At 63.0% G+C, this 17165-nt stretch carries 16 protein-coding genes; 10 read left to right on the top strand and 6 right to left on the bottom strand.

The features are described 5' to 3' along the window. Positions 1–11 precede the first annotated feature (11 nt). The gene (locus V2B23_RS27305) at positions 12–1466 is read left to right on the top strand and encodes an MFS transporter (protein WP_430953141.1); all 1455 of its coding nucleotides are present in this window, start codon (positions 12–14) and stop codon (positions 1464–1466) included. Here V2B23_RS27305 and V2B23_RS27310 read toward each other — a convergent pair. The 5 genes from V2B23_RS27310 to V2B23_RS27330 all read right to left on the bottom strand — a co-directional run bounded on the left by V2B23_RS27310 (position 1463) and on the right by V2B23_RS27330 (position 6478). Then, positions 1463–2668, bottom strand: a complete 1206-nt coding sequence (locus tag V2B23_RS27310; RefSeq protein WP_430953142.1) for an MFS transporter — start codon at positions 2666–2668, stop codon at positions 1463–1465. The two genes, V2B23_RS27305 and V2B23_RS27310, sit on opposite strands and share 4 nt — an antisense overlap. Positions 2669–2760: 92 nt before the next feature. Further along, on the bottom strand, positions 2761–4161 hold the full coding sequence (locus V2B23_RS27315) for a sensor histidine kinase (protein ID WP_430953143.1): 1401 nt from the start codon (positions 4159–4161) through the stop codon (positions 2761–2763). Then, a complete protein-coding gene (locus tag V2B23_RS27320) occupies positions 4158–4856 on the bottom strand; it encodes a response regulator transcription factor (RefSeq protein WP_430953144.1) in 699 nt (232 codons plus the stop codon). Before V2B23_RS27320 ends, V2B23_RS27315 begins: the two co-directional genes overlap by 4 nt. A 53-nt stretch (positions 4857–4909) precedes the next feature. Beyond that, on the bottom strand, positions 4910–5551 hold the full coding sequence (locus V2B23_RS27325) for a phosphatase PAP2 family protein (protein WP_430953145.1): 642 nt from the start codon (positions 5549–5551) through the stop codon (positions 4910–4912). Positions 5552–5800: 249 nt separating this feature from the next. After that, positions 5801–6478 (bottom strand): winged helix-turn-helix transcriptional regulator, encoded by a 678-nt coding sequence (locus V2B23_RS27330; RefSeq protein WP_430953146.1) that lies wholly within the window; start codon positions 6476–6478, stop codon positions 5801–5803. 126 nt (positions 6479–6604) lie between these two features. Here V2B23_RS27330 and V2B23_RS27335 point away from each other — a divergent pair, with 126 nt between their 5' ends. Then, complete coding sequence (locus V2B23_RS27335) at positions 6605–7438, top strand: class I SAM-dependent methyltransferase (RefSeq protein WP_430953147.1); 834 nt, start codon at positions 6605–6607, stop codon at positions 7436–7438. Next, entirely contained in the window at positions 7435–8838 is a 1404-nt protein-coding gene (locus tag V2B23_RS27340) for an FAD-binding oxidoreductase (protein ID WP_430953148.1), read from the top strand. The genes V2B23_RS27335 and V2B23_RS27340 overlap by 4 nt, the downstream gene beginning before the upstream one ends. A gap of 7 nt (positions 8839–8845) precedes the next feature. Here V2B23_RS27340 and V2B23_RS27345 read toward each other — a convergent pair whose 3' ends face one another. Next, positions 8846–10045, bottom strand: a complete 1200-nt coding sequence (locus V2B23_RS27345; protein ID WP_430953149.1) for a serine/threonine-protein kinase — start codon at positions 10043–10045, stop codon at positions 8846–8848. Positions 10046–10266: 221 nt separating this feature from the next. Here V2B23_RS27345 and V2B23_RS27350 point away from each other — a divergent pair, with 221 nt between their 5' ends. The 7 genes from V2B23_RS27350 to V2B23_RS27380 form a co-directional block, all read left to right on the top strand. Then, positions 10267–11079: a hypothetical protein gene (locus tag V2B23_RS27350; RefSeq protein WP_430953150.1), complete on the top strand. Its 813-nt coding sequence runs from the start codon at positions 10267–10269 to the stop codon at positions 11077–11079. After that, the gene (locus tag V2B23_RS27355; RefSeq protein ID WP_430953151.1) at positions 11076–12629 is read left to right on the top strand and encodes a DNA polymerase Y family protein; all 1554 of its coding nucleotides are present in this window, start codon (positions 11076–11078) and stop codon (positions 12627–12629) included. Before V2B23_RS27350 ends, V2B23_RS27355 begins: the two co-directional genes overlap by 4 nt. A 21-nt stretch (positions 12630–12650) precedes the next feature. Next, positions 12651–13406 (top strand): alpha/beta fold hydrolase, encoded by a 756-nt coding sequence (locus V2B23_RS27360; protein WP_430953152.1) that lies wholly within the window; start codon positions 12651–12653, stop codon positions 13404–13406. Between the two features lie 144 nt (positions 13407–13550). Beyond that, on the top strand, positions 13551–15158 hold the full coding sequence (locus V2B23_RS27365; protein ID WP_430953156.1) for a sulfatase-like hydrolase/transferase: 1608 nt from the start codon (positions 13551–13553) through the stop codon (positions 15156–15158). Between the two features lie 66 nt (positions 15159–15224). Continuing rightward, positions 15225–16181, top strand: a complete 957-nt coding sequence (locus V2B23_RS27370; protein WP_045070744.1) for a R2-like ligand-binding oxidase — start codon at positions 15225–15227, stop codon at positions 16179–16181. Positions 16182–16286: 105 nt separating this feature from the next. Next, positions 16287–16670 (top strand): DUF222 domain-containing protein, encoded by a 384-nt coding sequence (locus V2B23_RS27375; RefSeq protein WP_430953153.1) that lies wholly within the window; start codon positions 16287–16289, stop codon positions 16668–16670. A gap of 4 nt (positions 16671–16674) precedes the next feature. Beyond that, positions 16675–17165 (top strand): DUF222 domain-containing protein (locus V2B23_RS27380; RefSeq protein ID WP_430953154.1); only part of this gene is annotated, 491 nt, incomplete at its 3' end.

Genomic DNA, 17165 nt, shown 5'->3' on the forward strand with positions numbered 1-17165 from the left:
CCATGGACCACATGACGGAACCACTGGCGCTGGCGTCGAGACGTGGGCGTTGGGTTGTTGCCGCCACGGTTCTCGGTTCGAGCATGGCTCTTCTCGACGGCACGGTAGTCAACATCGCGTTACCGCACATCGGCGAGGAGTTGGGTTCCGGGGTGGCGGGCCTGCAGTGGACGCTCAGCGGGTACACGTTGGCTCTGGCGTCGTTGATTCTGCTCGGCGGCGCTCTGGGGGACCGGTGGGGTAGGCGTCGGGTGTTCGTATGGGGCACGGTGTGGTTCGCGGTGGCGTCGCTGCTGTGCGGCATTGCTCCCGACATCACGTTCTTGGTGGTGGCACGAATCCTGCAAGGCGTGGGTGCGGCACTGCTGACGCCGGGAAGCTTGGCCATAATCTCGGCCTCGTTGCGGGAGGAGGATCGGGGTGCCGCCATCGGATTGTGGTCCGGGCTCGGGGGAGTTGCGGGAGCAATAGGTCCGTTGTTCGGTGGCTGGCTCGTGGAGGTTGCCGGGTGGCGGTCGGTGTTCTTCCTGAACTTGCCGTTGGCTGCTCTTGTCGTGTGGGCGAGCGTGCGGCACGTTCCGGAGAGTCGTGACCCACATCCTCCGGAACGCCTGGACGTACTCGGATCTGCCTGTGCGGTAATCGGTCTCGGTGCGTTGACCTACGGGTTGATCGAGATGAACCTGGTCGCGGGGGTGGTCGGCGCACTTGTGTTGTGCCTGTTTGTCGTTGTGGAGCGACGGTCGCCGAGTGCGGTGGTGCCGCCGTCGTTGTTCCGGTCGAGAATGTTTGTCGCCGCCAATCTGGTGACCCTCGCGGTATACGCGGCGTTGGGCGGTGTGTTCTTCCTGCTGGTGCTGCAGTTGCAATTGGTCGCGGGCTATTCGCCGGTGGCTGCGGGGGTCGCTACGGTGCCGATCACGGTGGCGCTACTGCTCTTTTCCTCGCGCGCCGGTAGGTATGCGCAGATTCACGGACCCCGGTTGCCGATGACTGCCGGACCGGCAGTGGCAGCAGTGGGATTGGTGTTGATGACGAGGATCGGGGTCGACGCGTCGTACCTCACCGACGTGTTACCCGGAGTGCTCGTGTTCGGACTGGGCTTGTCGGTGATGGTGGCGCCGCTGACTGCAGCTGTGCTCGGTTCGGTTCCGGTGGAGCAGTCGGGAATTGCGTCCGGCGTGAACAATGCCGTGGCGCGAACCAGCCAACTCCTGGCTGTTGCCGCGTTGCCGGGAATCGCGGGGATCAACACCGAAGCTCTGGCTGACCCTGCGCTGATCTCGGACGGATTCACGATCGCGATGTACATCTGCGTGGGATTGCTGTTGCTCGGTGCGGCTATTGCTGCGGTACTGATCCGCGCTCCGGCGACGCCGTCGATGCCGGGAACGGATTCGGTTGCCTGCAAACCACATTGTGATCTGACGGGGCCCGCGGTACAACCGAATCCGGCCGAAAGCTAGACGCTGATATCTCGATCGTGGCTCGGTACCAACGGGATTGCCGCGGCGGGGAAGGCCGCGACTATCGCAAACGCGATGGGATACCCGACCACGCCGATGAGTGCGCCGACCACCGGCCCCACAGCGGACGCGGCAATGAACTGACCGGTGTTCTGAGCGCCCAACGCTTTTCCCTGCCAGGCCGGCCCAGCCGCTTCGGCGACGGACGTGAACGCCAAGCCGTTGTCCGCGACACTGACAGTGGTGGCGATCAGCAGCACCAGTGCCGGGATTCCCCACGGGGAGGCGTCGGCGGCAGCCATGGCCAGCATGACAACGGCAGCAGACATCGACACCAGGCGAAGCGGGCCGACCCGGCTGCCCGCGCGGTCACTCCACACCCCGACGACGATGCGTCCCAGCGCCCCGACGAATTGTGACGCACCGATGAGCAGGCCTGCCGGCGCGGCCTCCCAGTGTTGTTCGTTGATCAGCCAGACGAGCCCGAATGTCGACAGTGTGAACTGTGGAAACACCAGCAGAGCGGATGCCAGGTGGATGCGCCACAGGAACGAGTTCGAACGGTAGGGGTTGGCGGCCGCGACGGGCGCCTGTGCGGTGGTGGTCGGCCGCGGGGGATTGACCAGGGCAAGTGCGCAGACCACCGCGAGTGCGCCGTTGAGAATCACGGACAGAGCAACCGCCGAACCGATTCCCGAGTGCGCAGCCAGTGTCGGAACGGTGACCGACGCGATGGTGACGCCCAAGGGCTGGGACATCTGCCGGATGCCCATTGCCAATCCGCGTCGGTCCTTGGGGAACCACCCGACAACCACGCGTCCGCTGGCGGCGTTGGTGCTGGCGGCGGACATGCCGCCGATCAGGAACGCGATGCCGAGCAGTGCATAGTTGTCGGTGGTGGTGGCCGCCAGAGCCGCAATTGCCGTCAAGGCAAGTCCGATCGAGATGACCCACTTCTCGCCGAATCTGTCGGCCAGCGCTCCCCAGGCCACGAGGGTGAGGACCATACCGAAAGTGGGCGCCGCAGCCAGCGTTCCGGCCTGCGCGAGGGAGAGTCCGTGCTCGGAATGCAGGAGTGGGATCAGGAACGCGGGAGTGCTGACGAAGACCGTTCCGGCGGCTTGGGCGGCAACACCGAGGGCAAGCATCGTCCATGCCCGCGGTGTGACTACCGATTTTTCCAGCCGTGACGCCTGCGTCATGGTGAGCCTCCCAAGTTCTCTTTTAGCTGAGGGCTCCGACGCTACTCCGGCTGTTTCACATGCTGAAACTATAATCTCAAAATGTGGTACGTCTAGTGGCTGGCGGGGGGGAGGCGAACTGTGAAGACGGTGCGCCCGTCCACTTGGTCGACGCTGATGGTGCCGCCGTGCAAATGGATATTCTCGACTGCGAGGGAAAGTCCCAACCCGCTGCCCTCACTGCGTCCGCGTGCGGTGTCTACCTTGTAGAACCGGCGAAAGATCGCCTGTCGGTCCTGGGGCAAGATGCCGGGTCCGTGGTCGACGACGGCGATGACGGCGTAGCCGGGTTCGGCGCTGAGTTCGACCCGTACCGGGGGTGAACCGTGCCGCAGTGCGTTGCCGACGAGGTTGGCGACGACTATGTCGATCCGACGTGAATCGACTCTGCCACTGATACTTTCGGGTGCTTTCAGTGAGACGGTATCGGTCCAGCCGCGGCTTTCCAGCGTGCGCTCGGTCAGTTCGACGAGATCGACGTCGTCGAGGACGAGGCGTGCCTGTTGTGAGTCGTGGCGAGACATTTCGATCAGATCCTCGACTAGTCGAGTGAGTTTGCCGATCTCACTGCTCACGATGCGTGCGGCGGCGCCGGCGTCGGGCGGAAGGTTGGGGATCTCTTCGCGAAGTATTTCGCTGACCGGCACCAGGGCGGCCAGTGGTGTCCGAAGCTCGTGAGAGACGTCGGCGACAAACCGTCTCGACTGCTCTTCCGATTCCTCGAGCCCTTTGATCACGGCTTCGTTCCGCGCGACCATGTTGTTGAATGTTGTTGTCACCTGGGCAAGTTCGGCTACTCCGTTTTCTGGAAGGCGGACACTGAGATCGCCGTCGGCAGCACGGGCGGCGGCCTCGTCGAGACGCTTCAGCGGACGTACCAGCGTCGACGCGATCCAGAGCCCGAGCAGACCGCTGACCAGCACGCCGGCAGCGAGGGTGAGGCCGACGACGCGGAGCAGGTCGTCGAACTTGTCCTGCACTCCGACCAATGGCCGGATCGTGACAGCTTTCACCAGTGTCTGGTTGTCGTAGCCGTCCTTCGCGGTCGTGTCCGTGACGTCGACGGACATCCCCAGCAGGATGTGCTCGGAGTCGAGTCTCTCGAAGCGGATCAGTTTCGCACTGTCCAAGCCGCTGTCGAAGCTCGGCGGGATCGTCGCGGGATCGACGGATCCTTGGCGGACCACTTCATCGTCTGCGATCAGTGTGAGATCGGATGGGAAGACCTGTGAGAGGTTGGCGGGTGTCAATCCGTCCACCGGCATGCCGTCGAGGGATTGTAGTTCGTCGCGAAATTGTGCCGTTGCCACGTCCTGAGCATTGGAATAGATCCATGACCGCGCCATCAGCGATACGGCGCCGGCTGTTCCTCCGGCGATGATCACGACGATCGCGATGAACACCAGCACGAGCCGGGTCCGCAGGCCGTCGACCCGCAGCCAGGTCGGTTTCATCGACCTGAGCCGGTGTTGAATCGATAGCCGAAGCCTCGCACCGTTTCGATGACGGTCGGTACGGCGGGGTCGTTCTCGATCTTTCCACGCAGTCGCTGCACCGCCGCGTCGACGATTCGGGAATCGCCCAGGTACTCCTGATCCCAGGCCGCGGACAACAACTGTCGACGGCTGAGGACCTGTCCGGGATTCTCGGTCAGCGCCAGTATCAGCCGGAGTTCGGTCGGGGTCAGGGTCAACAGCATTCCGCCCTTGCGGACCTGCAATGACGATCGATCCAATTCGAGGTCGCCGAAAGTCTCTGCCGCTGGCGGTGCGTCTGTACGCGTCGTTGCCGGCGCCGACCGCCGCACGACGGCCTTGATGCGAGCGTCGAGGACACGCGGACTTGCCGGTTTGACGACGTAGTCGTCGGCGCCGGCCTCGAGACCGGCAACGGTGTCGATGTCGTCGGATCGGGCGGTCAGAATGATGATCGGAATCGAACTGCGCGTGCGGATGCGTCGACAGATCTCGTAACCGTCTGCACCCGGGAGTCCGAGGTCGAGCAGTACGAGGTCGGTGGCGCCGAGGACGTCGTCGAAATCGCCGTTACCGTCGGGGCGATGACTGACGCTGTGCCCGAGTCGGTTCAGTCCCAACGTGATTGCCTCGGCCACGGCTGGATCGTCCTCTATGAAAAGGATGTTCACCATGATTAGTGGCCTTCCGCGGTCGGAGGAATCTCGGTCAGCCCACGGTACAGGTGTCACACTTTCGAGAGCCGTTCGTTGCCGGAGTTTGCCAGTACCGCGTGCCGTGCGGCGGTGGTGTTCAACGGAAATGCCGACACGGCGAGGGTGTAGCAACCGACGAGGAGTAGTGCACCCAGCACGTCACTCGGCCGGTGCCATTGCAACACGACTACCGAGATCGCGGTTCCGATGGTGATCAGTGCGCCGTTGACGGCGACGACTGCCCGCCACCTGGCGGGTGTGACGAGCACTATCGCGCAGACCAGAGCGGTGATGGCGGTGAGAGTCCCGCTGGGAAAGGAATTATGCATGACAAGACCGTTCAGGTTCGGTCGATCCAGCGACTGTTTGAGAACCCAGGCCGTCGTGATGGGACCGAGGGTCACGACGGCGACGCGCAGTGCCAGTGCAATCGGGTTGTTGCGCAACGTGATCATGAGTACCACGAGCACTCCTCCCACTATCAGGATCGGGGTGAGCAGGCCGATGAACTCAGTGGAGAACACTCCGAGGACGTCAGACATGGCCGCGCCCACCATGAGTTGTTGATCGACGATCTGGCCACCGGCAGTGTTGACCGCCAGTTCGAATTCGATTACTCCGAGGATCAAGAGTGCCAGTGCGGCAGACAGTCTCGCTGGTTTGACTCGTGTCATGGTCAGGCTTCCTCTCTTTCGTCCGCAGGGTTGTTGCGTTGAGGTGGGCATTCCCCATCGGGGGCTGCCGTGCTCGATGAGCCAGTCGTCGGCATCTGTCGGTCCGATGTCTACACGATGATTCCCGGTGGCTGGGCATAGGCAGAGACTGCTCGGTCAGTGTCACCGGGAGGTAGTCACTGTTCGTCGGCGGTGTCACGGTCTGCAACAGCTCTGTAACAGGACGGAACGAGCCTGGTGGGGCGTGCGCTAAGCGGGTCGGGGAACCGATGCAAAGGTGGACAGTTCGAACCACGAAGGCAAACTGCGACGTAAGGCTTCCGGTCCGGAAATGGTGACCTCACCTGATCGAATGGCGTCGGACCACGTCAGGTCGCCGCGCCAGATGTCGGTCAACGGCCTGAGTCCGGCAGATACGGACACGGTGACCTCGAAACCCGGGTCGAGGTCACAGACGTCGACCTCGTCGGAGTTGATGACAAGCCACCAGTTTCGTGACTGTCGATCGATTTCGGAAAAGACGAAGTGCACCACTGTTTTTCCGTCGGGCACAGCGGAGTGATCCACCCGTCGATGCATGTCCCAGAGCAGGAGTTTGGGATCGAGATCCTGATCGCCGAGTTCGCCGATCCAGCGGGTGCCCCAGATTCCCAGTGCCTCGACGACGGGGCGGAGTTCACGCCCGGCGTCGGTGAGGCGGTACGTGACGGCTCCGTCGGTGTTGTCTCGGTAGGTGATTCCGGCGGCAGTGAGTTGGTGCAGACGTTTGGACAGCAACGTCGGCGACATGCGGGGAAGGCCGCGCCGCAGGTCGTTGAAATGGGTACTTCCCATCATGAGTTCGCGCAGGACCAGGAGTGTCCAGCGCTCGTCGAGTAGCTCCATCGCCTTGGCGACGGGGCAGAACTGGCGGTACGACGACCCCACTTGTCAATCGTAGGCCGATGGGTGGGGCTGGTACAGATCCAGTACTGGATCGGTGACACCCGATGGTCGTAACGTCGAGGTCAGAGTGGAAATCGGTACTGCGAAAATTGATGGAGGAGAACGATAATGACTGAAGCAGCGGATGTGGACCGGGCCCTTAAATCCAAGCACCGGGTGATGTGGGGGTTGGGCAATTATCCTGCGGTGGCAACGGAGGTCATCCCGGAACTCGGGCCTGTTGTGGCGGCGGCCGGCGGTGTGCGCGCTGGTGATCGGGTTCTCGACATCGCAGCGGGTTCCGGCAATGTGGCTATTCCTGCGGCGGCGCTCGGCGCGCAGGTGGTGGCAACGGACTTGACTCCCGAATTGTTCGATGCGGGAAGGAAGATGGCAGCCGACGCGGGTGTCGAACTCGAGTGGCGGGAGGCTGATGCCGAGGATCTACCGTTTGAAGACGGTGAGTTCGACGTGGTGCTCTCGTGCGTCGGCGTCATGTTTGCGCCGCATCATCAACAGGCAGCCGGCGAGCTTGTCCGAGTGTGCAAGGAAGGTGGCAGGATCGCTGTACTGAGTTGGACACCAACTGGTTTCATCGGTGAGATGTTCAAAGCCATGAAACCGTATGCACCTGCCCCGCCTCCTGGTTCGCAGCCGCCACCGTTGTGGGGTGAGGAGAGTCATGTTCGTGAGTTGTTCGGCGGCCGGGTTCGCGACTTGACGGTGCGTCGAGAAGTGCTGCAGGTGAGCAGGTTCGGCACGCCGGAGGAATTCCGCGACTTCTTCAAGGAGAATTACGGGCCGACCATCGCCGTCTACCGCAATATTGCGGGCGACGACGCCAAGGTGGAGGCCCTCGACCGGGATCTCGTCGACCTGGCGCGCCGGTACAGCGACGGAGGCAATTCCCCCAGCATGGACTGGGAGTACCTGCTCGTCACAGGTGTCAGGGGCGCGTCATGACGCTCATTGATATTGCGCCGTTGAAATCGTCTGTCACCGGCCCGGTTTTCGGCCCGGAAGATTCGGGTTACGACGACGCTCGGACCATCTGGAACGGTTCGATCGATCACCGCCCTGCCGGGATCGTCAGGTGCCTCTCGCCGGCGGATGTGGCTGCGGCACTGGGATATGCCGGAGAACATGACTTGGAGGTGTCCGTCCGGGGCGGTGGACATTCGTATCGTGGCTCCTCTGTGTGTGAGGGCGGTCTGATGATCGATCTCAGTGCACTCAACAATGTGAGCGTTGATCCGTCGGCCCGTACGGCGCGAGTAGGTGGTGGGGCGACGTTGGCGAACCTGGATGCCGCGACGCAGGAACACGGCCTGGCTGTGACAGGTGGAGTGATCAGTGATACCGGAGTGGGCGGTCTGACACTCGGCGGCGGAATGGGGTGGCTGACCCGAACGCTTGGATTGTCCATCGACAATCTGGCGTCGGCCGAGGTGGTACTTGCCGACGGCGAGGTGGTGCGCGCGTCGGAAGAGAACCACCCCGATTTGTTCTGGGCGTTGAGAGGCGGGGGAGGCAATTTCGGTGTGGTGACCGAGTTCGAGTATCGGCTGAGCCCGATCGGGCCGGAAGTGCATCTCGGGTTCTTCTTCTGGGGGATGGACGACGGACCGGATGCGCTGCGTCTGTGCCGCGACGTGGTGCCTGCGCTGCCCCGCAACACCGGTGCGTTGATTGCCTCGAGCCTGTCCGCGCCGCCCGCGGCGTTTGTGCCGGAGCAGTTCCACTTTCACCCCGGATATGCCTTGCTGGTAGCAGGTTTCGGTTCCGCGGAGGAGCACGCCCAGGTGATTGCGCCCATCAGGGAAGGGTTGCCGCCGCTGTTCGAGTTCGTCACACCGCTCCCGTACACGGGACTGCAGTCCATGCTCGACGATGCCGAGCCGTGGGGTGCGTACGCGTACGAGAAGGCTCTGGACCTAGGCGATCTCTCCGATGAAGTGATCGGTGTTCTGACCGAACATGCGGTGAAGAAGTCGTCACCGATGTCGTTCATCCCGATCTTTCCGCTGCAGGGTGCGTTCACCGCCGTCGGCGACGACGATACGGCGTTCGGTGGTTCCCGTGCCCCGCACTACGTGTGCAACATGACGGCCACGGCAACGGATGCCGGGACTTTGGATCTGGATCGAACGTGGGTGCGCAATATCTGGGAAGCGTTGCGTCCCTTGTCGACCAATCCTGGTGGCTACGTCAATTTCATGACCGACGTGGACGAAGAGCGGGTTCGCAGTTCGTACGGATCCGGCAAGTATGCACGCCTGTCCAGGATCAAGGCACAGTACGATCCGCACAACATGTTTCATCTCAACGCCAACATCAGGCCGGCTGCGTCGGCGCTGGAGTAGTGGATCTTCAAACCGTGAACACCAGTACGAGCACGATGAGTATGGCCGCGATGATGATCGCCACCATTGCGGTCATGGCCAGTGGCGCCCAGGCGACCACTTTGTCGCGGGTGCTCGCGTCGGCAGGTCCGGTGGGTATCCGAGGTGGCCACGAGAACAGGTCGAGTGGGCTGGGGACAGAGCCGAGCGGCGTATTCTGTTGCACTGCAGGAAGTCCGGTGACAGTAGGGCCCACCAGGCGATTGCGTCGGTGCGGGTCGGGGAGTTGGGTGGTGCGGTGCGCCCACGCCGGAACCGCTCCGTCGGACGAGAACACGGGGATGTCGATCAGTTGATCGACGGAACCGCCCCCGGTTGCCACTGCGGCGAGTGAATCGCGGGCCTGCGCCATGGTGGGCCGACGCGTCGGATCCGGTTCGAGAAGTTGGAGCAGTACGTCCGTGAGTGGTCCGGATTTGGTGGGACGGAAGATCTCGGCTTTGGCGACTCGGTGCAGCAGTGCAATGGCGTCGGAGTCGATTCCGAAGGGTGGTTGGCCTTCGATCACCGTGAAGAGGGTCGAGCCGAGGGAGAAGACGTCGCTGGCTTCGGTGGGATCGTCGCCGCGGGCCACTTCCGGAGCGAAGTACGCGGGAGTGCCGGTGATGACTTCGTCTTGACGGTCCGATCCGTCGCCCTTGGCGCGCGCGATTCCGAAGTCGCTGATCTTGACGATGCCCAGTGAGTCGCCGCGATCGGCAATGAGGATGTTGCCCGGTTTGATGTCTCGATGCACGATTCCGGCGGCATGCGACTCTGCGAGTGCTGCGGCGATCTGAGCGCCGATCTGGGCAACTTCGAGGGGTGGCAGAGTGTCGGCGAGGTTCATGGCCTGTGCGAGGCTGCGGGACGGGAAGTACTCCATGACCAGCCACGGTTCGCCGGCTTCGAGGGCGACGTCGTACATGCCGATGGAGTGCGGGTGCGAGAGTTTGGCGGCGTTGCGGCCTTCACGAAGTGTCCGAGCGCGGATCTCTTCGGCGCTCTCGTTGTCGAGTCCGGCGGTGGTTGTGACCTGTTTCACCGCGACATCACGGCTGAGGAGGGTGTCGCGGGCAAGCCAGACAGCGCCCATGCCGCCGCCGCCGATTTTGGATCGGAGTCGGTACCGCCCTGCCAGCAGGTATTCGGGGCCGATGCCCCTCCCCGTCTGCTCTCGAGATGTCACCACTCCAGGTTAGAGGATTGATACGGGTGTGACCCTCGAGGTTTGTGTGAACTGGGACTTTTGTCGCTGCTTGACGGGCCCTCAGGGGCAGGCTTTACTGGAAACCAATCGAAAATATGTTCGACTGTGTTGTCTGTTCGATGCGTGTCAGACCCCGACTTCCCCGTGGTTTGCCGGCTTGAAAAAGATTGCCGGAAGTATCGCAGGACGGGGATGACGAAGTGACGGTGGTAGAGAGCGTTGCCGAGGCGGCGGGCGTGTCCCGCCAGGAGCGGTTGGCGGAACTCCGCAGCCGGATGGCCTCTATCCCCGCGCGCGGTGACGGGCAGATTGTGTCGTCGATTCCCCTCGGGGGCACGGTGGGGGAGTCCGCGGTAGGAGAAGCCCCGGCGGGAGTGGCCGGGGATCGAGCGGGCAAGGCGGGAATCCTGCCCGTGCCGGCCGGCATCGCAGAGTTGCTGCCGCAGGGCGGATTGGTGCGGGGAACCGTGGTGTCTGTATCCGGGGCCGCGTCGTTGCTGGTGGGGTTGGTGGCGTCGGTGACCGCGTCTGGTGGCCATGTCGCCGTTGTCGGCAAGCCTCAGTTGGGGGCGTTGGCCGCGTACGAGATGGGTGCGCAGTTGGAGCGTCTTGCGTTTGTCCCGGATCCGGGGCCCGATCCGGTCGAAGTTGCCGCAGTGCTGCTCGACGGTATGGATCTGGTGATTTTGGGATTGGCGGGTGCGTCCGTGCCTCCGTCGCGGGCTCGGGCAGTGGTGGCCCGCGCCCGCAGTAAGGGCTCCACTCTTGTTGTGACGGATGGTCATTGGGATGGTGTGGAGGTGCGGCTGGAGGCGCAGGTCAACGGGTACGGCGGCTTCGGATGCGGACGTGCGTTGGGGCGGGGACGGCTCGAATCGCTCAGCCTTGCCGTGCGTGCCCGAGGGCGCTCGTTCCAGCCGCGCACCACCCGTCTGGATATCTGCAGCGCAGCGGGACGGGTGGAATGGAAGCCTGCACTCGAGGTGAGCGCAGCTCAGGTGGTGGCGCTGTGAGCAGGGTTCTGGCGCTCTGGTGCCCGGATTGGCCGGCAGTAGCGGCTGCTGCTGTAGCCGACCTTCCGGCTACTCACCCGGTTGCGGTGACGTCAGGCAACAGGGTGATCGCATGCAGCGCGACGGCCCGATCGGAAGGAGTGCGTCGTGGGCTGCGCCGACGCGAGTCGCAGGCGCGATGCCCGGAACTGCATGTGGCGGTGGCAGATCCGGAGCGGGATGCCCGGTTGTTCGAGCCGGTTGCAGCGGCTGTCGATGCGGCGGCACCCGGTGTGGAGGTGCTTCGTCCGGGCCTGCTGGTGTTGAGTTCACGCGGCGCCAGTCGCTATTTCGGTAGCGAGGAGGCCGCGGCAGAACGGTTGGTGGATCAGGTTGCTGCCGTGGGAGTCGAATGCCAGATAGGGGTGGCCGATCAGTTGTCGACCGCGGTGATAGCTGCACGACGAGCCGCGCTGGTCCCGCTCGGTGAGGGCGCTCGGTTTCTTGCGCCGCTGCCGATGTCGGAGTTGGCGGCCGAGCCGAGTTTGTCCGCACCTCATCGCGGTGAGCTGGTGGATCTGTTGCGCCGGCTCGGGATCAGAACCATCGGCGCCTTTGCGGACCTGCCGGCCGTCGACGTGGCGTCGCGGTTCGGTACCGATGCGGTGTTGGCGCACCGGGCAGCGCGCGGTGAACCGGAACGACCACCGTCGGCCAGGGCGTTGCCACCGGATCTCGAAGTGGAGCAGCATTACGATCCGCCTATCGAACGAGTGGACGCCGCGGCCTTCGCCGGGCGCGCCTTGGCGATTCTGCTGCATGGCACGTTGTCCGGCGCCGGCGTCGCCTGCACGCGATTGCTGATATCGGCGAGCACCGGAAACGGCGAGAACCTCTCTCGCACGTGGCGCTGCGCCGAGCCACTGACGCCGGAGGGAACGGCTGATCGAGTGCGGTGGCAACTCGACGGGTGGCTTACCGGCCGCAGTGAGGACAAGCCAACGGCAGGAATTACCGTGCTGCGCCTCGAACCGGTCGAAGTGGTCAACGCCGGGGCTCTGCAATTGGGCCTCTGGGGCGGAGTGGGTGACGAGGACGAACGGGCCAAGCGAGCGTTGGTGCGAGTGCAGGGGCTATTGGGCGGCGAGTCGGTCCAGGTGGGTGTCCTCAGTGGGGGGAGGGGGCCGTCGGAGCGAATTACATTGGTGCCCTTGGGGGATGAGCGGGTAGCAGCGCATGATCCGGGGGCTCCGTGGCCGGGAGTGCTACCGCAACCGTCGCCGGGATCGGTTTACGTCGACAATCCACGGGTGTGGCTTGCGGACGCGTCAGGCAAAGCTGTGTACGTCACGGAACGCGGAGTGTTCAGCGCGCATCCGGCGAGGCTGAAGTGGGGGAGCAAGGAATGGGCGGTGCAAGGATGGGCAGGTCCGTGGCCGGTCGACGAGCGATGGTGGGATTCGGCCGCGGTGCGAACGGCGGCGCGGGCGCAGGTGCTGTTGGAACAATCACGCGCGTTGTTGATGATCTGCGAGGGTGGCGAGTGGTCGGTGGAAGGTGTGTACGAGTAAGTACGGCTAATCTGGAATATCGTGAGTATCGCTAACGTGCGCAGTGCCGGTGGAATCGAGATCAGCTACCGCGATTCGGGGGCCGCTTCCGGGACTGCCGAACTGCCTCCTGTTGTCCTCGTGCACGGCATGGGCGGCGACAGCGGCACGTGGGACCGATTTGCCAGAGCCTTGCGGTCCCGCGATCGACGCGTTGTCTCGGTGGACCTTCGTGGGCACGGCCGCAGTGCCCGAGCGTCGTCATACCTGTTCGAGGAATTTGCCGCGGACATCATGGACGTCTGTGATCACTTGGAACTCGATCACGTCGACCTGGTGGGGCACTCGCTCGGCGGGCACGCCGCGTCGTTGATCGCGCAGCGGCGGACGACCGGCGTTCGCAAGCTGGTCATCGAGGAAGCACCGCTCCCGCTGCGTCCGGGCGATCCGGAGCAGGTATTTTCCCGCAAGCTGCCGAGCATGTCCGAACTGTGGCACGCAACAACAAGTTTGGTGCGACATCCGCGGGCTGCTCTGGCCTTCGACAAGTCGATGACGGGATCGGCGCTGACGCAGTTCCGCCAACCGGATCAGCTGTGGTGGGAATCGTTGCCGCTGATCGAAGCGGACACCTTGTTCCTGCGCGGTGGCCTCGGCGGCATGGTCGATCCCGATCGGCTTCGTGAGGTCACGGCCACCGTCAAGCGTTGTGAGGTCAAGTCATTTCGCACCGGTCACAGCGTTCATCGCGACGGATACCGAGAATTCGAGGCCGCGGTTGTGCCTTTCATTTCGTAAACCGCGCGTCCAGATGTGTAGAGAACCCGCCGACGGTCAACTCTGTGCACACACTGCTTTATGCAGACATACGTGAGAGGACGTCAGCACGTGAGCCCAGAACCAGCGAACGTCCCCCACTGCAGTCACGGATTGCCGCGTCGGATGTTCTTGGGCGGGATGGGCGCTTTGGCTCTTGCCGGTATGGCGGATATCGGGTCGGCGGGCGCCGCGGTCACACCGTCGCGGGCAGCGCCCAGTGATTCGTTTCCCGCTCAGCCCAACATCGTGGTCATCATCACCGATCAGGAACGACGGCCGATGTACTGGCCGCAAGGGTGGGCAGAGCGGAATCTTCCTCACCGCCAACGCATTGCGCGTCACGGACTGACGTTCGATCAAGCCGTCTGCAACACGGCGATGTGTTCTCCCAGTCGGAGCACGTTCTTCACCGGGCTGTATCCCGCGCAACACGGTGTGACCAGAACCCTGACCGAGGGCGGCACGGTATCTCCCACCGAACCGCAGTTGCAGACGTCGGAGCAGAACATGGCGAAGATGCTGGCGTCCGCCGGGTACAACGTCCAGTACCGGGGGAAATGGCATCTGAGCAAGGGCGCATCCGGTGGTGATCCGTCCAGCGACGATGTCGCCGCATTCGGTTTCGGCGGGTGGACGCCACCTGATGCCGGGCAGGACACCAACCCCGACCATTTCGGCGGCGGATGTGCCGATCACGACCGCCGCGCTGCCGAGGAAGCCGTCGAATTTCTCACCGGCCCGGATGCAAAAGGGGACAAGCCTTTTGCGCTGATCGTATCGTTCGTCAATCCGCACGACGTCCTTGCATACCCGCAGTCGTGGGATGCGATGAGTGGTACGTGCGACAACTACGGGTCCGATGCGCCGGGAGCTTTCGAGCAGGGCATCGAACTCCCGCCGACCTACGACGAAATACTTGCCTTCAACTACAAACCGAGTGCTCAGGTTCAGTCGGAATTGTTGCTCGCCGCCGGACTCGGCCCGCTGCTCGGACCCGATCAGGCCAGGAGATATATCAACTTCTACGCCTACATGCACAAGGTCGTGGACGAGCGCATCGGCAGTGTTCTCGACGCCTTGGAAGCGACTCCGGGGATGCTCGACGACACCGTCATCGTGCGGATGTCCGATCACGGTGAGATGGGAATGTCGCACGGAGGACTGCGGCAGAAGGTGTTCAACGCGTACGAGGAAACTCTGCGCGTCCCACTCGTGATCAGCAATCCGTTGTTGTTCCCGCAGCCCGTCCAGACGGATGCTCTGGCGTCGTTGATCGATGTGATGCCCACTCTCGCCAACCTCGCGCAAGTGCCGGATCGTGCGTCGTGGAACTTTCTCGGCACCGATCTCACCCCCGTGCTCGTCGACGCGGCGGCGTATCCCGACGCACCCAGCATGGAAGTTCAGGACACGATTCTCTTCACCTACGACGATCAGAACTGTGCGACGCCCGACGGCCAGAACATCGTCACGCAGCCGAACCATATTCGCTGCATTCGCGATCGTCAGTGGAAATACACAATGTACTTCGACCCGGCGGGAACTGCTGCGCCCCAATACGAACTGTACGACCTGATTGCCGATCCCCTGGAGACGAACAACCTGGCCAACCCGTTCAATTTTGCGTCCTACCAGCCCGCCAAAGCGGCCGAGATGAACGCAAAACTCTTTGCCGCGATGCAGACAAAGGGTGTTTCGCTGGCGGAGTCGAGCAATATTCCGCAAAACTGATTCACGACTGCGTTCTGCGGGCATTCCCGTCGGACATATGTCTTCGTTTCGGGAAGAAGGAATATCATGACCGTCACCTCGCCGGGGCGAGAAGGATTCAGTTCCCTCCGATCAGGAGGGTTGAACTGGGATTGTTTTCCACTCCGATTGTTCACCAAGGGAAACGCCAAATTTTGGAACCCGGCAGACCTCGATTTTTCGAAAGACGCTCGAGACTGGCAAGAGCTGACCAGTGAGCAGCAGCGCAGCGCAACGTATCTGTGCGCGCAGTTCATCGCCGGTGAAGAAGCAGTGACGGAGGACATCCAACCGTTCATGCAGGCGATGTCCGCTGAAGGCAGGTTCAGCGACGAGATGTACCTGACCCAATTCTGTTTCGAGGAAGCCAAGCACACACAGGTTTTCCGGCTCTGGATGGATGAAGTCGGACTCACTGACGACCTGCATTCCTACGTCGCCGACAATCCGGATTACCGGCAACTGTTCTACGAGGAGTTGCCGGCGTCGCTGCGGATTCTCCAGACCGACCCCAGTCCGGTCAACCAAGTGCGGGCGAGCGTCACCTACAACCATGTCATCGAGGGCAGTCTTGCGTTGACGGGTTACTACGCCTGGCAGAAGGTATGTGCCACAAGGGGAATCCTGCCCGGCATGCAGCAGTTGATCAAAAAGATCGGCGACGACGAGCGGCGTCACATGGCGTGGGGAACCTTCACATGCCGTCGACACGTGGCCGCGGACGACGCCCTGTGGGATGTCGTGCAGGCGCGCATGGGCGAGTTGATGCCGATGGCTCTCGGTCTCATCAACTGGGTCAACGATCAGTTCGAAGTCCAGCCGTTCGGTCTCGACAACCAGGAGTTTCTCGAGTATGCGGCTGATCGCGCACAGCGACGGCTCTCGGCAATCGAGTCTGCACGCGGGCGTGACGTAGCCGAGATCGACCTCGACTACTCGCCCGAGACTCTCGAGGAGAAATTCGGGGCCGAAGATGCGGCAGTGATGATCGAAGCCGGTAGCTAGGGTCAAAAGCCAAGCCGCCCTGAAGTTTCCAGTCAATATTCAGACTTTTCCGACTGATTTTCAGGAACCCTCGTATTCGAACAGGATTTCGATTAACGTGGGAGGGTGTTCGATCCGGGGGTGGGAAGTTTCGGTATCTCGGCACAGCTGAGTGGTACCGAAACCGATTGCGCCCTCATCGATTTGATAGCCGAGTTGCATTCGTGTGAAGCGATGCTGGTGGAGCGGAAACTGGCGGTGGTGGCGGAGTTCTTCACTCGCCGGAGTGCCGAGCATGTCGAGGGCGGAACGTGGACGTCGTCGGCGCACGAGTTAGCCGAATCCGAGGTCGGCGCGGTCCTGACGATGGGGCGCGCTGCGGCGGGGAAGCTCATCGGGTTGGGTTTTGCCTTGAAGACGCGGTTGCATCGCACTCGGGCGGCGATGGCCCGCGGTGAACTCGACTTCTACCGAGTCGGTTTGATCGAGTCCGACTGCAAATGTCGGTGACGAGTTGATCGACGAAGTCGAACGGCTGCTGCTCGAGCAGGTTCTCGCCCCAGCAGTGGATGGCGGTGTCGGGTTGACGGGTCGCCGGTTGACGGCGGCGATCGACCGGATCGTGGCCCGGGTTGATCCGGAAGGACTGCGAGAACGCCGACGCCGGGCCTTGGCGGATCGGTTTGTGGGGGTCAGTGCCGCCGAAGACGGTATGGCCCGCATCCTCGGCAGCATTCCGGCGGAGCAGGCTCGTGCGTTCGACGGCAGGTTGCGGGAGTTGGCGATGTCGGTGTGCCGCCACGATTCGCGTACGTATGAGCAGCGCCGCGCGGATGCGTTGGGCGCTTTGGTGAGTGGTTCGACGGTGCTGGTGTGCGACTGCGACCGCAGCGATTGCCCGCAGGACCGTAGTGGTCTGGTGATCATTCGCCGGCCGTTGGTCCATGTGGTGATCCACGATTCAGCGCTACGCGCAGGATCGGATGAGCCCGCCCATCTCGACGG

The sequence above is a fragment of the Rhodococcus sp. 24CO genome, from assembly GCF_050586165.1.
Classification (GTDB): domain Bacteria; phylum Actinomycetota; class Actinomycetes; order Mycobacteriales; family Mycobacteriaceae; genus Rhodococcus_F.

What these genes read in the sequence shown, in the direction of transcription:
- V2B23_RS27305 (WP_430953141.1), top strand. Translation starts at nt 12, where the DNA reads ATGACGGAACCACTGGCGCTGGCGTCGAGACGTGGGCGTTGGGTTGTT.
- V2B23_RS27310 (WP_430953142.1), bottom strand. Translation starts at nt 2,668, where the DNA reads ATGACGCAGGCGTCACGGCTGGAAAAATCGGTAGTCACACCGCGGGCA.
- V2B23_RS27315 (WP_430953143.1), bottom strand. Translation starts at nt 4,161, where the DNA reads ATGAAACCGACCTGGCTGCGGGTCGACGGCCTGCGGACCCGGCTCGTG.
- V2B23_RS27320 (WP_430953144.1), bottom strand. Translation starts at nt 4,856, where the DNA reads ATGGTGAACATCCTTTTCATAGAGGACGATCCAGCCGTGGCCGAGGCA.
- V2B23_RS27325 (WP_430953145.1), bottom strand. Translation starts at nt 5,551, where the DNA reads ATGACACGAGTCAAACCAGCGAGACTGTCTGCCGCACTGGCACTCTTG.
- V2B23_RS27335 (WP_430953147.1), top strand. Translation starts at nt 6,605, where the DNA reads ATGACTGAAGCAGCGGATGTGGACCGGGCCCTTAAATCCAAGCACCGG.
- V2B23_RS27340 (WP_430953148.1), top strand. Translation starts at nt 7,435, where the DNA reads ATGACGCTCATTGATATTGCGCCGTTGAAATCGTCTGTCACCGGCCCG.
- V2B23_RS27365 (WP_430953156.1), top strand. Translation starts at nt 13,551, where the DNA reads ATGTTCTTGGGCGGGATGGGCGCTTTGGCTCTTGCCGGTATGGCGGAT.
- V2B23_RS27370 (WP_045070744.1), top strand. Translation starts at nt 15,225, where the DNA reads ATGACCGTCACCTCGCCGGGGCGAGAAGGATTCAGTTCCCTCCGATCA.